We start from the raw sequence: 14,310 nt of genomic DNA, 5'->3' as shown, positions 1-14,310 counted from the left end.
CGTCACCTACGTCCACAGCAGGAAAGCGGCCCGACTCACGGCCAGCGGCGGCCGCCTTCGGGCCCCGGGATGGACGGAGGTGCGCCGCCCTGACGATGAGGGCGGCGCACCTCCGCGGTGCGGGCACGGGCCGCTGGGCCCGACCCCAATGATGCTCTCAGGCGGAGACGGCCTTCTTCAGGGCCGAGCCGACGGTCAGCTTGACGCCGTAGCCGGCCGGGATCTGAATCTCCTCGCCGGTGCGGGGGTTGCGGCCGGTGCGGGCGGCGCGCTCGACGCGCTCAACACCCATGAGGCCCGTGATCTTGACAGCCTCGCCCTTGGCCACGTTCTCCACCAGAACCTCCTGGAAGGCTCCGAGGAAGGCGTCAGCCTGGGTCTTGGTGAGGTTGGCCCGCTCGGCGATGGCGGCGATGAGCTCGGTGCGGTTGACGGACATGGTTAGCCTCTCAATCGTGGGTCGGCATCGTGTTGGTCGGTGCCGCTGACATCAACGCTAAGCACAAAACGAGCGTTCTGTCAGATTTGACGCCAGTTTCGGGGCTTTGGGTGCACAGGACCACATCACAGGGGTGGCTGGCGTCACATTATGTGGCCGGTTGTGGCATTCAATAACGATTTCTATGACGGTCGTCGGCCCCCGACCGGTGCCCGCCGTTAGTCAGCCGCGCGCGGCGAGGGCGTCAACAAACCAGGAGGTGATAGTCGTGGGGTGGGTGATGGCGGTGCCCACCACGACGGCGAAGGCGCCGTGGTCCAGGGCGACGGCCGCCTGGGCCGGTGTGTGAACACGGCCCTCGACCACCAGCGGCACCTGGGCGATGGCGGCGATCTGGTCGATGAGCTCAACGTCGGGACCTTCGGTCTTGGGCCGCTCGCCGGTGTATCCGGCCAGGGTGGTGCCCACAATGTCGGCGCCGCAGTCCTGGGCCATGCGGGCGTCCTCCAGGCTGCCGCAGTCGGCCATGACCAGGGTCTCGGGGCGGGCCTCCTTCAAACCGGCGATAGTCTGGGCGAAGGTCAGACCGTCGGGGCGCGGACGGCGAGTGGCGTCTATAGCCACAATCTGGCAGCCGGTGGCGGCCACGGCAATGGCGTGGGTGAGGGTCGGGGTAATGAAGACCCCCTCGTGCCCGTCCTTCCACAGGCCGATGACCGGGACCTTGACATGCTGGCAGATCAGGGCCAGGTCGGCCAGGCCCTGAGCCCTGATGCCGGCGGCGCCGCCGGCCACGCAGGCTTGGGCAACCTGATCCATGGTGCGCGGATCGCGCATGGGCTCACCGGGGTAGGCCTGGGCGGAGGCAATGAGCCCGCCCTTGAGTCGGGCCAGGACGGGGTGGAGCCCGGTCGACTCAGCAGGCTCTGCGGGCTCTGCGGATTCTGTGGGCTCTGTGGGCATGGTCACTGCCTCTCTCATCTTTCTCTTCGTCTTTCCTCGGCGGGACCGGCGCAAGGGCGCCGGGCCCGCGACTGGGCGGGCGGGGCGGCATTGAATGCCAGTTCAGTCGGGCTCAGTAGCTCAGTCGAGCAGAGCCAGGGCGCCGTGGGCGGCGCCGACAATAGGCGCCCTGGTGCCGAGCTCGGCGCCGACCAGGGGTACCCCGGCCAGGGGGTCAATGAGCTCGGCGCGGAAGGTCTGGCGCAGGGGCCCCCACCACAGCTGCCCGGCGCGGGCCAGTCCCCCGGAGACGACGACGCGGTCGGGGTCCAGGACGGTGACGACCCCTGCCAGGACCTTGCCCAGCGCCACCGCGGAGTCCCGGTAGACGCGGGCCGCTAGGGCGTCGCCGGCGTTGGCGCGCGTCTCGAGTTCGCGGGTGGTCAGGACCGTGGGGTCGCCGCCCGCGGCGAGGTAGCGGCGGTGGATCTGGGGGCCGGCGGCCACGGCCTCCACATGCCCCGGGCGCCCGCAGGTGCACGTCTCGCCCTCGGCGCCCGGGGCGGGCACGTGCCCAATCTCGCCGGCGACGTGGTGGGAGCCACGCACGGCGCTGCCGTTGATGAGGACCGCCCCGCCCACCCCGGTGCCCACGGCTACGACGAGCACGCTCGCGCAGCCCCGGCCCGCGCCCAGCCAGGCCTCCCCGGCGGCGTAGGCGTCGACGTCATTCTCGACATGGATGGGCAGGCGTCCCAGGCCCGCCGCCTCCAGGCGGGCCCTGACGCCGTCGGCGACACGGGTGCCCGCCCATTGGGCGATGGCGTCGGTGGCCGAGACAATGGTGCCGGTGGTCACGTCCACGACGCCGGCGGTGCCAATGCCCACGGCGCTAATGCGGGCTGGGATCCCTGGCGCCTGGCGGGTTCCGGCTTTGACCACAGTGCGGACCAGGGAGGCGATGGCGTCGAGCATGGCTTCACGGCCCTCGTGGGCCGGGGTGGGGATGGTGGCCAGGGGGCCGGCAAGTTCCCCGCTGGCCCGCACCAGGGCGGCGGCCATCTTGGTGCCGCCTAGATCAAGGCCGACCACGAGCGCGTGCTGCGCGTCCACAGGAGTTCCTTTCGCAAAACCGGTGCATCCGGGCGGTCATGGGCGGGTGTGGCCGTGGGGCGCCGCCGCTCACCAATGCGGCCCCACGGCGGGGATCACAGCAGACCCTGGCGCTTGAGCACCGCCACAATGCCCTCCTTGGTGGGGCCCTCCAGAGCCTTGACTGGGAAGGCCATGGTGTTGGAGGCGATCACCCCCAGAGCCTCCATGGCCGTCTTGAAGGCGCCCACGCCGGTGGCGTCACCAGAACGGCCTTGGGGGACGAAGACGATCTCGAACCCGGCGCAGATCCGGTCCTGGATGCGGCGGGCCCGCTCCCACTGCCCGGCATGCGCCGCAGCGTAAAGCTCGGCGTAGAGGGCGGGCTCGACATTGGCGTAGCCGGGGACCATGCCGTCGGCCCCCAGCAGGAGCATGCCGTCGACGACGCATTCGTGGCCGGTGAGCAGCGCCAGCGGGTGCCCGGCGGCTTCATTGGCGGCCACCAGGCGGCGGAAGGCGACGTCGTCGCCCGAGGAGTCCTTGACCCCGGCCAAAACGCCCTCGGTACCCAGGGAAACCAGCAGGTCCCGGCCGAGCTTCTTGCCGCCCAGGCGCACGGGGACGTCGTAGGCGAACAGTGGCACGTCGACGGCCGTGGCAATGGCACGGAAGTGGTCGGCGAACTCCGGCTGGTCGTTGAGGGTGTAGAAGGGGCAGGTGGACACCACGGCGTCGGCCCCAAGATCCTGGGCGCGTCTGGCCTGCGCGATAACCCGGTTCGGGGAGGTATCGATAACGCCTGACAGGACGGGAACGCGCCCGGCGGCGCGCGCCACCGTGCGCTCCAGCACGATGTCGCGCTGGGCGTCGGTGAGGTAGGCGACTTCCCCGGAGGATCCCAGGACGAACAGCCCGTCCGACCCTCCCCCAATAAGGTGGTCAATGACACGATCAAGGCTGTCGAGGTCGACGTCGCCCTGGGTGGTAAAAGGTGTGACGACCGGCGGTATAACGCCGGCGAAACGGGAATCCATGAGTTTTCCTTGATAGTTTTGATGGCTTTAATGATTTTGATGTTGCGGTGCGGTCGATTCATTGCGGCGATGGAGTCCGCTCACCCCTCCAACAGGGAGGGCACGGCCCCCAGAAGGGTGCGGGTGTAGTCCTGGCGCGGGTTGGAGAAGATCTCCTCGGTGGTGTTCAACTCCAAAATCTTGCCGAAGTACATGACGGCGATCCGGTCTGAGACGTAGCGCACGGTGTTAATGTCGTGGCTGATGAAAACCAGGCCCAGCCCCAGGGTGGCCTTGAGGTCCTGGAGGAGGTTGAGCACCTGGGCGCGCACCGAGACGTCCAGGGCGCTGGTGGGTTCGTCAGCCACAATAATGTCCGGGTCGAGAGCCAGCGCCCGGGCGATGGCCACGCGCTGGCGCTGGCCGCCGGAGATCTGACGGGGCAACACCTCCAGGGCGCTGGGGGGCAGGCCCACAAGGTGGAGCAGGTCACGTACGCGCGCCTGACGTTCCTCGGGGCTGCCGATGCCATGAACGTTGAGCGGGTCGATCAGGGTGTCGCGCACGATCATGCGCGGATTCAGGGCGGTGGCCGGGTCCTGGAAGACCACGGAGACGGAGCGCCCCAGAGCCTTGCGGTCGGCCGCCGAGTGGCCGATCTTGCGGCCCTTGAAGTGGACCTCGCCACTAGTCAGAGCCTGTAAGCCCACCATGACGCGGGCGGTAGTGGATTTTCCGCAGCCGGATTCGCCGACCAGGCCGAGAGTCTCCCCGCGGCGCACCGAGAGACTAACGTCGTTCACGGCATGGACGGTGTCGGGCCGGAAGAGTTTTCCAGTGCGCGATTTGTGGATGACGTGGGCGTGACGCAGTTCGACAACGGGGTCTGCCTCGGTCCAGGTGCCGGTCTTGTCAGCAGCCATTAGTGGGCCTCCTTTGCCAGAAGCTCCTCGAGTTCGGGGGTCGTCGCGTAGTAGTGGGTCTGCGTCCCGGCGACCCGCTTGAGCGTCGGGCGGGTGGTCAGGCCCACGGTGGGGTGAGCCGAGCGCGGAGCGAAGCGGTCGCCGGAGACGAACTCCGAGGGGCTCGGAACGGTGCCGCGCACCTGGTGGAGGCGCTTGGAGCCCGCCTCAATGGACAGCACGGCTCCCAGCAGGCCGCGGGTGTACTCGTGGACGGGGTTGGTCAGCAGTTCGCCGGTCTCGGCCTGCTCGACCACCTGTCCGGCGTACATGACGGTAATGCGGTGGGCGAGCTTGGCGACCAGCGCCAGATCGTGGGAGACGAAGACCATGGCGAAGCCGAGCTTCTCGCGCAACTCGTTGAGCAGGTCGACGACCTGTTTCTGGACGGTGACGTCCAGGGCGGTGGTGGGCTCGTCGGCAATGACCAAACTGGGGTCACGGGTCAGGGCCATGGCGATGAGGACGCGCTGGCGCTGACCTCCGGAGAGTTCGTGCGGGTAGCTCTTCAAAGTGCGCACCGGGTCCAGGCCGACCAGTTCCAGGAGGTCCTCGGCGGTGCGAGTGCCGCCGCGCTTGGTCAGCTGCTTCATCTGGGAGCGGATGAGCATGGAGGGGTTCAGGGAGGACAGGGCGTCCTGGTAGATCATGCTCATCTCATGGCCGCGCAGGGCGTTGTGCTCCTCGGGCTTCATGTCCAGGACATTGTGGCCCTTGAAAAGGATCTCACCGCGCATGCGGGCAGTGGAGGGCAGCAGCCCCATAACGGCCATGGAGGTAATGGATTTACCGCAGCCGGACTCGCCGACCAGTCCCATGGTCTCTCCGGGGCGCACCGAGAAGGAGACATTGTCAACAATGTCGACCTCGCCGTGCTGGGCGGGGAAGGCTATGGAGAGGTTCTTGACCTCTAGGACGGGTGCGGCCTCGGTGTCGTTGTAGACCAGGCGGTCGCTGCGCTTGCGCTCAGCGGCACGCAACTGCGCCAGGCGCTCCTCCAGGGCGACCTCCTCGGCGGCGGGCTCAACGAGGCCGGTGAGCGTCGAGGCCTCACCGCCTGCGGCGGACTCGGAGCCGCGGAGGGCATGGGAGTTGACGGCGGCACCGGCCTCCTCCCAGGCCGCCTGAGTCTCCAGGGCCTCCTCGTCGGCCTGGACGTCGATCTTCTTGCGAATGCGCGGGGAGGCCATGGCATCGGTCAGGCCCTCGGAAAGAATGTTGAGGCACAGGGTGGTGATGAGGATGAGCAGGCCGGGGAAGAAGGTCGGCCACCAGTGCCCTGACAGGAGCAGGGCCTTGCCCTCGGAGAGCATATTGCCCCAGGTGGGGGTGTTGACGGCCTGGATGCCGGCCCCGATGAAGGATAAGGAGGCCTCGAAGACAATGGCGTCGGCTACCAGCACGGTGGCGAAAACCATAATCGGGGCGATGCAGTTCCGGGCCACGTGCTTGACGAGGATCCAGGGGACCCCGGCGCCCATAACCTTGGACGCCGCCACGTAGTCCTCACCGAACTGGGAGATGATGTTGGCGCGCACGACGCGTGTGAGCTGAGGCGTATAGAGGACGGCGATGGCAATAATAATGACCGGCACCATTGGCAGGTGCGTGGACATGGCCGAAACGAGCACGGCCGCCAGGGCAATGCCGGGGAAGGACATGAGGACGTCAAGAATACGCATGAGGGTCTCAGCCACCCATTTGCGCGAGGTTGCGGCAATGGCCCCCAGGACCGAGGCGACGGCCAGGGCCAGGCCGGTGGCGGCCAGGCCGACCACCAGGGAGACGCGGGCCCCGTAGACGGCCCGGGAGAAGATGTCGCGACCGGTGGCGTCGGTACCGAAGAGATGGGCGAGGGAGGGGCCCACCGCCGGGTCGGAGGAGGTGACTTCTCCGACGCCCTCGATATAGCTGGTGCTCTCATTGGCGGCCAGGCCGGTGGCGCCGGGCGGGTAGGGGGCGATCAGAGGGGCGAGGATGGCAACCAGTGCGATGGCGCTCAGGATTACGACGGCGATCTTGGAGCCCAGCGGCAGGGCTTTCCACCCCTGGAAGCGCAGGCCGGGTGCTGCGGCCTTGTCGAGAGTGTGGCGGTGCAGCATCAGATGCTCCTGATTCGCGGGTTGACAAGCACATAGAGCATGTCGACGACAATGTTGATAATGATGAAGGCGAGGGCCACCGTAATGGACACGCCCTGGACAATGTTGACGTCATTGCGGGTGATGCCCTGGAAGATGAGCTGCCCCATGCCCTGAATGTTGAAAATCATCTCGATGACCACCGCGCCGCCCATGGCGTAGCCGATGCGCAGGCCCAGCACGGTCAGGGGTGTGATTAAAGCGTTGCGCAGGACGTTACGGGCCACGACAATCCATTTGGGAATACCTGCGCCAATGGCGGTGCGCACGTAGTCCCGGTCGAGTTCCTCGACCATGGCGGTGCGCACCACGCGGGTCAGCGAGCCGGTGTTGGGCACGGCGATGGCCAGGGCGGGCAGGAAGACCTGGTTGAGGTAGGCGCCGGGGTCATCGGAGAAGTGGACCCAGGTGGTGATGACCGCCGGGAAGGTCCCTGATCCTCCAGGGATGTCCCCGAACCACTGGATGAGCAGCAGCGCCAGCCAGAAGGAGGGGGTGGCCAGGCAGGCGATGGAGAAGACGCGGATGACCTGGTCCTGCCACTGGTCGCGGTAGAGGGCGGCGATAATGCCCAGGATGGTGGCGAAAATGACGGCGACGAAGATGCCGATAAAGGTCAGTTGGAGCGTAATCGGGAAGGCGTTGGCGACCATGCTGCTGATCTTGACGCCGGTGAAGGTGGTGCCCAGGTCTCCCTGGACCAGGTTGACCAGGTAGTCCCAGTAGCGTTGGAGAAGCGGGTCATCGAGGTGGTGGAGGATGCGGTACTGCTCGAGGGCCTCCGGGGTGGCGGCCTCACCCAGCGCTTGGCGGGCGGGGTCGGCCGAGGAGAACGACATGACGACGAAGACGAGCAGCGTCACGCCCAGCACCATGATCGGCAGCGCCACGAGGCGGCGCCCGATCAGGCGGAGGAGGTTGGACACTGAGATGTTCCTTTGCTTGAGCACCCGGCCGCCAGCTGGGGCGGCCGGTGGGAGGGGTCGGTCGGCTTCACTGCCAACCGCTCTTTAATTGTCGGACGTCTGATGTCTGATGGCAAGTCGGTTTGTAATGACCCATAGGAGACCTGCGCCGCCCCATTGAAAGACGGTTGAAAGACGGTCCGGGGCGCGCCCAACCAGCCGATGGGCGGTGATGCCGGGCGCCATGGACACGGCACCCGGCATCGTGGGGCCACGAATCTCAGGACTTCGACGAGCTGACGTCCACGAAGGACAGCCCGGTCAGTGCGATCGGCTTGAAGTTCTGCAGGGTCTCAGAGTTGTAGGCCGTCGGGGTCTTGCGGTGGAAAAGCGGGTAGAGGGGCGGGTTGTCCGACAGGGAGTTGAAGATCTCCTGCCACTTGGTGATCTGCGCGTCGCCCTCCAGTTGCACCCCCTCCTCGAGCGCGGTCTGGATAGTCGTGTAGGCCTCTGTGCCCTTCCAGTGCATGCGGGTGTCGGTCCACAGGTCCGCGCTGTACCACCAACGCAGCAGCAGGTCGGCGTCATTGCCGAAGACCGAGGGATCACCGGGGGCCACAAGGACATCCCAGGGCCCTTCGGGGGTGTCAATGTACTTGTAGGCGTCCGAGGACTTCTTCTCGTTGTAGGTGATCGTCACCCCTAGGGCCTCGAGGTTCTCCTTAATGATCGGGCGGACCGCGGAGAACCAGCCGTGGTCGGTGCACAGCACATTGAGACTGGTAATGCCGGCCTCGGCCAGGAGGGACTTGGCCTTCTGCGCATCGTAGCTGTAAACCGTCGAGGCCTCCTTGTAAGCCGGGTGCTCCTGCTGGACGAAACAGGTGGCCGGGGTGGCGAGACTGGCCATGCCGGTATCGCAGATCTTGGCGTAATCCAGGGCGTAGAGGATCGCCTGACGAGCCTTGAGGTCTCCGAGGGTCTCGTTGTTGAACATGATGAAGAGCAGGCCGAAGCCTTGCTGGGCCGCGACCTTGACGGGGTCCTTCATGGTCGACAGGTTGGCTGCCGGGACGGCGTCAATCGCCTGAACAGTGCCGGAGGTGATGGCGTTGGTGCGGGTGGTGTCATCGGGCATGACTTGCCAGGTCATGGACTTGGCCAGCGCTGGGCGCGGACCGTTGTAGAGGTCGTTGCGCTCAAAGACCAGCGCCTGGGAACCGGCGCCGTTATCAGTCATCTTGTAGGGGCCGGTGCCCACCGGGTTCATGTCGAAGGCCGCGCCATCCGCTTCCACAATGGCCTTGGGGACGATCTTGACCACACTGAGCCGCTCGGCCACCAACGAGTAGGGGAACTTCAGGGTGAAGGTGACGGTGGTGTCGTCCTTCTTGGCCACCGTGTCAATGAAGGCGATGAAGGGGGCGTACATGGAGTTGTTGCCGGGGTCGAGGATCCGCTCGAAGGAGAAGACGACATCCTCAATGGTCACCGCGGTGCCGTCGGAGAACTTGGCGCCGTCGCGCAGGGTCACCTCGTAGGTGGTGTCGTCCACCATAGTGGGCAGGTTGGCCCCCAGGGCGGCATAGACCTCACGGGTGGCCGGATGGAGTTCAGTGAGGCCCTCCATGGTGTGCCAGTTGGCGGCGACTGTGAGCGCCGAGCTCGTCGTCATTGGGTCGTAGCCATTGGTGCCCAGCTCGTAGGAGATGCCGGCGGTGATGACACCTTCCTTGGAGTTCTCCGAGCCACCGCAGGCAGCGAGGGTTGCGGCCAGGCCGGCAGCCAGACCGAGGGTGCCGGAAAGCCTGAAGAAGTCTCGGCGGCTGGTACCAGCCGGAGTAGCGATCGCCATTGATTCTCTCCTGAAGTCTGACGTCTTATGTCTGACGTTGGTATGATGACCATAGCAGGCAGGAGGATGTCTGACCACTCCCCGACAGCGAGGAGTGACCGACGAATCAGGCCTGGTCCTGGGCGCGGAGCTTGTAGCCCTGAAGTACAAGCAGAACGATGGAGCAGTGGTCACAATGACTGCCATGGAGACACCCCACGGCACCTATGCCTCCCTGACGGCGACGCCGACGACGCAGGCCTCGACCGCGATCACAGCCATCAAGGACTACATTCTGAAGTCCCGCCTTCAGCCCGGCGATGCCCTGCCCACCGAGTCGCGCCTGTGCAAGGACCTGGGCGTCTCACGATCCTCGGTGCGGGAGGCGGTGCGCACCCTCGTGGCTTTGGATATTGTGGAGGTCCGCCACGGCCACGGCATGTTCGTGGGACAAGTCTCCATGCGCCCCATGGTCGAGTCCCTGGTTTTCCGCGGCCTACTCAAGCCCGGCGATGACTACCGCGGCCTGCGCGACGTCGTGGAGATGCGCGTCACCCTGGACACTGCGCTGGCCGAGCAGGTCGTGACGGCCTGGCACAACCGCGCCGACGCCGCCTTGGACGACATTGTGAAGAAGATGGAGGGACTTGCCGTCCGGGGTCAGCTTTTCACCGAACAGGACCGCGCCTTCCACATGCGCCTGCTCGAACCGCTGCCCAATCACCTCTTCATGCATCTGACCGAGGCGTTCTGGGCCGTCCACACCCTGACCGTGCCGCTCCTGGACGCCCCCAGGCCCGAGGACATCGTTATCACCGCCAAGGCGCATCGCTCCATGCTCGAGGCCGCCCGCAAGGGCGACGTCAAGGCCTACCTGGAAGCCATAGAGGTGCACTACGCCCCTCTCATGGATGCTCTGGCAGCGGACTGACCCCAGGCCCTCCCCTCGCCTCGGCAACCCTCGGAGTCCAAGAGCATCTTGGTGAGCGCCGGGTAAGTACCGGCCCGAGCCACCGCCTCAACATTGACACACGGATCCTCTGGCTCCAGCAGCCGCTCAATCCACGAGTCGCGCGCCCGACCCAGATCGCGGGCCAGCCAGCGCGCATTAACTTCTTCCATGGCGTGCGTCCCCCCGGAGTAGACGTGGAGTTCGGCCTGCCCGCCGTCGCACCACACCCGGGAGGCGAAGGTGACAACCTCGTCGCGGAAGACCTCCGCAGAGGCCACGGACAAGAACACTGGCGGCAACCCGCCCAGGTTGGCGGCCCGCGCGGGCGCCTCATGGGGGGCGACCTGCGCAGTGCCACGACGCCGGCCCAAAGCGGCGTCCCAAGCTACATTGTTGTACGCCGTGGGCCAGGTCCCGTCGTCGGGGTACTGGCGTGCGGAAACTGAGCCCTCCCACTGGGGTAGGCCCGTGCGATCATCGAGCATGGGATAGTCCAGAAGCGCTCCCAGGAGGGCTGGTCCGCGGCGCTCGCGCGCCAAGAGCAGGACTCCGGCGGCGAGTCCAGCACCCGCGCTCGCACCCACGAGGATCACGCGCCGCGGATTGATACGGAGCTCGGCGGCGTGCTCAACGGCCCAATTCAGCGCTGCATAGCAGTCCTCGACCGCGCAGGGAGCGGGGTGCTCGGGGGCGAGCCGGTACTCAGGGCTGACAACCACACCGCCGTAACGGCGCTGCCAAGACACGGTGGTGCCCACGCCGTTGAAGCGGCAGCCCATAATGAGCCCACCGCCGTGAAGGTGGACGAAGAGCGGGCCGGCTTCATGCGCTGGAGCCCGGGAGTCGCGGACCACCGCTACCGGCAGGACCGCGCCATCGTGGGAGGCGAACTCGCACTGATCGAGCTCGATGTCCGGGTTCCTGCGCACCAATTCGGCACGGACTTCCTCAATGGGGCGACGCGAGGAGACGATCGACTCCGGCGTCAGCCCCGGGAAGAGGTTGAGGGGCTCAATGCTGGCCAAAAGGGCGGCAGTGGCCTCGTCATAGGGAGGGCGAGGATGTCGGTTGTCTGACATGAGACAACTATGTCATTGTCGAAATCGCTTCGCTGCACCACCGCACTCACAGCGGTCGCGCCTGCCCGGGGGTGGAACGGGGCGGACCAGGGCCGTGGCCGGGATGCCCATCTCACAGTGGTGGCCTCAACCAGCGGTCGCCTCAACCAGTGGTCGCCTCAACCAGGATGGGCGCGGGGGATCGCCGTCGTCCTTCAGCGCCCCTTCCCTGAAGGTCGGGGGCATGGGCGAGAGTCGTTGGCCAAGACCTCAGCGTGGGACAATCCCAGCGTGCGCCCCGTCCGGGTTGAGCCTCCCGGACCCCGGCATCCCACCGCCATCGCCCCGAGGAGAGAAACCATGCAACTCAGCCCTACGGCGCGTCTAAGCGCCATTGTGCTGATCCTGGCGGCCCTGGTCGCCGTCCAGGCTCCTGCCGCCTCCGCCGTGGATGTTCGCCATATACCGATCGTTGTCGACGCCGCGACGGAACCCGGAGACGGGAGCGGCGGCGGGACGGGTTCGAGCAGTGCTGAGTCCCTCGAGGTTGTCGGCGTTACCTTCGACACGGCCACCGGGCAGATCGTCATTGAGTTCACGAAGAACGTCAACGACGCCTCCGTGCGCGAGGCGAACCAGGCGCTGGTTCATGTCATAGGGGCTAATGGCCAACCGATCACCGCCCAGGTAGTCATGGCCGAGGACCGGGCAGAACCCGGCGACCGCCGACTCATCCACGTCATCCTCCCCGATGGGACGGCAACCCAAACGGTCACGGTGGTCCTGGACGCCGGGATCACCGCCAAGGACGGCCAGGTCCTCGCCGCCCAGCAGTCCCTGAGCGTCGACTTCGTTGGCGTGGACTCAGATGGAACAGCAGCCGGACCAGACACCCGGGCCGCATCCGCAACCACCCCGGCAAGCGCCGACACTGCGTCCTCCAAGGGGCCGGGCTTGTGGCTCTGGGGAGTGCCTATTCTACTGGTGTTAGCCGTGGGCGGGTGGTTCCTTTACCGGCGCGCGAGGACGGGCAAGAGCAGCACGACCCCGCAATAGGTCTCCGCCGCGGGCCGCCGCCCCGGTGACATGCCCCCGGTATTCCCTCCGGTAACGGTAGGTGTTCGATCGCAGGGCGCGGCGGCGCCATCCGCGTTGCACCAGCATCTTATGATTTGGTGCCGCAAACAGGCTCTTCCCAGTTGGGCGTGGTTGAGATGTGGCTCACCTGCGGCGTGGCGTGGGTGGGCGACATCACCTATCCCCAGGATCCGGTGCCCGGATCCCAGGCACCCCCCACGGAACTCCCAAGAATCGGGCCCACAAAGGAGACGCAGATGTTGAGGAGATCGCGGAATTGCTCCGGTGTGGTCTGCTCCAACCGTTGACGACGACGCCAGGCCTCCCATTTACGTTGTGCGAGTTCGGGCATTCCTGAGAGCAAAGTTCCGATTCCGGGCGAGGTTGCGCAGGTCGTCGTAGGCGCGCCCTGCTGGAGTGTCTCTGGACGGAGACGGAGGGGTCACAGAAGCACCTCCAGCGCCTGGCGGATCCGAGGGAGTGCCCTGGGGAACGATCCTGCGACCTTCAACAGTGCCGCTGGGGTGTTTCCTCTCTGGCGGAGCCATCGCCTCAACGTCTCGTACGCGACATCGCTGCCTTCCTGATGCATTAGCCGGAAGCAGTCGACGATGGTGCGCTCTGGCGAGTAGATCGCGACCGTGGCTCCTTCTCCGACCTCGACATGCTCGCGGCCGACCTGAAAGGTTCGTGGATCAAAGCTATGCCAGCTCACATTTGCAAGCCCCGCCGGATGGTGCGTGCCACGCGGTAACGCAATGTCGGAGGCGAAAGGGATAGCGTCGCTCAGATCATGGTGCACAAGAGCGCTCGTGAGACACAGCGTCGCATCGTTGTGAAGCCTCGCCGCGGCGGCAAGGGTGATGAAGGCGGGCGGGATCGAGCCGGGGCGCACATATACACCACGCCCCACGCGCTCGATCTTGTCCCGGCGTAGCAACGAGTAGATCCGATCCTTGCTCAGCCCCGCTTGTCGTGCATCCTCAAGTGTGAAGACGGGTGCAAGTTCACGTCCTAACACGACAGCCTCCTAACCCTCTACACATTAAGTGTATCTGTAGCGAGTTAGGAGGACAAGGGCATGTGACTAGCGAACAGCGTTGTCCTGGCGAGATGGATCCTTAAATGTCTCGCTGTGAGCCGCCAAGATCCTTGGGGGTGGCTGTCGCAGTCGGGCTCAAGAGGCTTAAGGGCAAGCGTCTGACCGATGACCTAAATGTCACTCTGGCTTCGTACCTCGATGCGGCGCAGCGGGCTGAGCTCACTGTGGGTCAGATCGACGGTCTGTCTGAGGCCATCGAACGGGTCAGGGGAAGACGTCGAAGGAGTCGATACTTATCGCCAAGCAGGTGGTGAAGCTCGTCAAGGCCTACACCGCTCAGCTTGCTGCGGCGAACGAGTCCTTCTGGGTGCCTGAGCAGGATGCGGACGTGGAACCGCTCATCCGTCTGGAACACTCTTTCGAGACCCGGCGTCAGATCCTTGGCGCCGCCTGAGGTCCATAAGGGACAGCGCCAGGTGTTTTCACCCGTCGCTGCCCCTTTCTTGTCTCGGGCCTTCACCACCTGCCGAACTCCTCGCCGATCTTCCTCTTCGCCCACCACACTATCGACACGAAGGCTGCGACCCCGCCGGGCGTGCCCAGGGCGATAAGGGTCTTCGCTTACCGGGTGCTCGCTTCTGTGAACGACGCCCACGTCCATCTGAGGAGCGGACCGATCTCGAGGGCGTGCACGGTACTAATCGCTATCCCGCTAACGACGAGGGTGGTGTCATAGGGTCGTAGCAACAGTGCTGGTTAGAGGCGGGAGGTTGTGTTGGGTGGGATGTTGACGATGTCGGATCGGGCTGCGATCGCACGGGGGCTGGAGCAGGGCTGGTCGTTGCGCAGG

General features: G+C 66.0%; 13 protein-coding genes. 3 read left to right on the top strand and 10 right to left on the bottom strand.

Going from position 1 to position 14,310, the window contains the following annotated elements; translation table 11 throughout:
• Positions 1-157 precede the first annotated feature (157 nt).
• From EUC46_RS11235 to EUC46_RS11200, 8 genes are all read right to left on the bottom strand, one after another.
• Positions 158-439 carry an HU family DNA-binding protein gene (locus tag EUC46_RS11235; protein ID WP_128774249.1) on the bottom strand — a complete coding sequence of 94 codons (282 nt, stop codon included), beginning with the start codon at positions 437-439 and terminating at the stop codon, positions 158-160.
• Positions 440-661: 222 nt separating this feature from the next.
• Positions 662-1,402, bottom strand: coding sequence for an N-acetylmannosamine-6-phosphate 2-epimerase (locus tag EUC46_RS11230; protein ID WP_128774265.1), 741 nt, complete (start codon positions 1,400-1,402; stop codon positions 662-664).
• Between the two features lie 120 nt (positions 1,403-1,522).
• Positions 1,523-2,494 (bottom strand): ROK family protein, encoded by a 972-nt coding sequence (locus EUC46_RS11225; RefSeq protein WP_277750491.1) that lies wholly within the window; start codon positions 2,492-2,494, stop codon positions 1,523-1,525.
• Between the two features lie 95 nt (positions 2,495-2,589).
• The gene (locus tag EUC46_RS11220; protein WP_128774248.1) at positions 2,590-3,510 is read right to left on the bottom strand and encodes a dihydrodipicolinate synthase family protein; all 921 of its coding nucleotides are present in this window, start codon (positions 3,508-3,510) and stop codon (positions 2,590-2,592) included.
• 80 nt (positions 3,511-3,590) lie between these two features.
• Positions 3,591-4,412, bottom strand: coding sequence for an ATP-binding cassette domain-containing protein (locus EUC46_RS11215; protein ID WP_128774247.1), 822 nt, complete (start codon positions 4,410-4,412; stop codon positions 3,591-3,593).
• Complete coding sequence (locus EUC46_RS11210) at positions 4,412-6,553, bottom strand: dipeptide/oligopeptide/nickel ABC transporter permease/ATP-binding protein (RefSeq protein ID WP_128774246.1); 2,142 nt, start codon at positions 6,551-6,553, stop codon at positions 4,412-4,414. The genes EUC46_RS11215 and EUC46_RS11210 overlap by 1 nt, the downstream gene beginning before the upstream one ends.
• On the bottom strand, positions 6,553-7,518 hold the full coding sequence (locus tag EUC46_RS11205; RefSeq protein ID WP_128774245.1) for an ABC transporter permease: 966 nt from the start codon (positions 7,516-7,518) through the stop codon (positions 6,553-6,555). Before EUC46_RS11205 ends, EUC46_RS11210 begins: the two co-directional genes overlap by 1 nt.
• A gap of 259 nt (positions 7,519-7,777) precedes the next feature.
• Positions 7,778-9,352, bottom strand: coding sequence for an ABC transporter substrate-binding protein (locus EUC46_RS11200; RefSeq protein ID WP_128774244.1), 1,575 nt, complete (start codon positions 9,350-9,352; stop codon positions 7,778-7,780).
• Between the two features lie 184 nt (positions 9,353-9,536).
• On the opposite strand from EUC46_RS11200, the gene EUC46_RS11195 reads away from it, so the two are divergent.
• Positions 9,537-10,262: a FadR/GntR family transcriptional regulator gene (locus tag EUC46_RS11195; RefSeq protein WP_128774263.1), complete on the top strand. Its 726-nt coding sequence runs from the start codon at positions 9,537-9,539 to the stop codon at positions 10,260-10,262.
• On the opposite strand, the gene EUC46_RS11190 is transcribed toward EUC46_RS11195, so the two are convergent.
• Positions 10,226-11,362 carry an alpha/beta hydrolase fold domain-containing protein gene (locus tag EUC46_RS11190; RefSeq protein ID WP_128774243.1) on the bottom strand — a complete coding sequence of 379 codons (1,137 nt, stop codon included), beginning with the start codon at positions 11,360-11,362 and terminating at the stop codon, positions 10,226-10,228. The genes EUC46_RS11195 and EUC46_RS11190 overlap by 37 nt on opposite strands.
• 339 nt (positions 11,363-11,701) lie before the next feature.
• On the opposite strand from EUC46_RS11190, the gene EUC46_RS11185 reads away from it, so the two are divergent.
• A complete protein-coding gene (locus EUC46_RS11185) occupies positions 11,702-12,397 on the top strand; it encodes a hypothetical protein (protein ID WP_128774242.1) in 696 nt (231 codons plus the stop codon).
• Positions 12,398-12,860: 463 nt separating this feature from the next.
• On the opposite strand, the gene EUC46_RS11180 is transcribed toward EUC46_RS11185, so the two are convergent.
• The gene (locus tag EUC46_RS11180; RefSeq protein WP_128774241.1) at positions 12,861-13,439 is read right to left on the bottom strand and encodes a type IV toxin-antitoxin system AbiEi family antitoxin domain-containing protein; all 579 of its coding nucleotides are present in this window, start codon (positions 13,437-13,439) and stop codon (positions 12,861-12,863) included.
• Positions 13,440-13,770: 331 nt separating this feature from the next.
• Between EUC46_RS11180 and EUC46_RS12575 the strand changes: the two genes are divergently transcribed.
• The gene (locus EUC46_RS12575; protein ID WP_164918825.1) at positions 13,771-13,914 is read left to right on the top strand and encodes a hypothetical protein; all 144 of its coding nucleotides are present in this window, start codon (positions 13,771-13,773) and stop codon (positions 13,912-13,914) included.
• Positions 13,915-14,310: the final 396 nt, after the last annotated feature.

The organism is Actinomyces oricola (genome assembly GCF_004104015.1).
Taxonomy (GTDB): domain Bacteria; phylum Actinomycetota; class Actinomycetes; order Actinomycetales; family Actinomycetaceae; genus Actinomyces; species Actinomyces oricola.
The sequence above is the reverse complement of the archived record's forward strand: the minus strand, read 5'-3'. Positions and strand labels throughout refer to the sequence as shown.

Bases quoted from the DNA above. Each gene is read 5' to 3' on its own strand.
- EUC46_RS11235 (WP_128774249.1), bottom strand. From the start codon at position 439: ATGTCCGTCAACCGCACCGAGCTCATCGCCGCCATCGCCGAGCGGGCC.
- EUC46_RS11230 (WP_128774265.1), bottom strand. From the start codon at position 1,402: ATGCCCACAGAGCCCACAGAATCCGCAGAGCCCGCAGAGCCTGCTGAG.
- EUC46_RS11220 (WP_128774248.1), bottom strand. From the start codon at position 3,510: ATGGATTCCCGTTTCGCCGGCGTTATACCGCCGGTCGTCACACCTTTT.
- EUC46_RS11215 (WP_128774247.1), bottom strand. From the start codon at position 4,412: ATGGCTGCTGACAAGACCGGCACCTGGACCGAGGCAGACCCCGTTGTC.
- EUC46_RS11210 (WP_128774246.1), bottom strand. From the start codon at position 6,553: ATGCTGCACCGCCACACTCTCGACAAGGCCGCAGCACCCGGCCTGCGC.
- EUC46_RS11200 (WP_128774244.1), bottom strand. From the start codon at position 9,352: ATGGCGATCGCTACTCCGGCTGGTACCAGCCGCCGAGACTTCTTCAGG.
- EUC46_RS11195 (WP_128774263.1), top strand. From the start codon at position 9,537: ATGGAGACACCCCACGGCACCTATGCCTCCCTGACGGCGACGCCGACG.
- EUC46_RS11190 (WP_128774243.1), bottom strand. From the start codon at position 11,362: ATGTCAGACAACCGACATCCTCGCCCTCCCTATGACGAGGCCACTGCC.
- EUC46_RS11185 (WP_128774242.1), top strand. From the start codon at position 11,702: ATGCAACTCAGCCCTACGGCGCGTCTAAGCGCCATTGTGCTGATCCTG.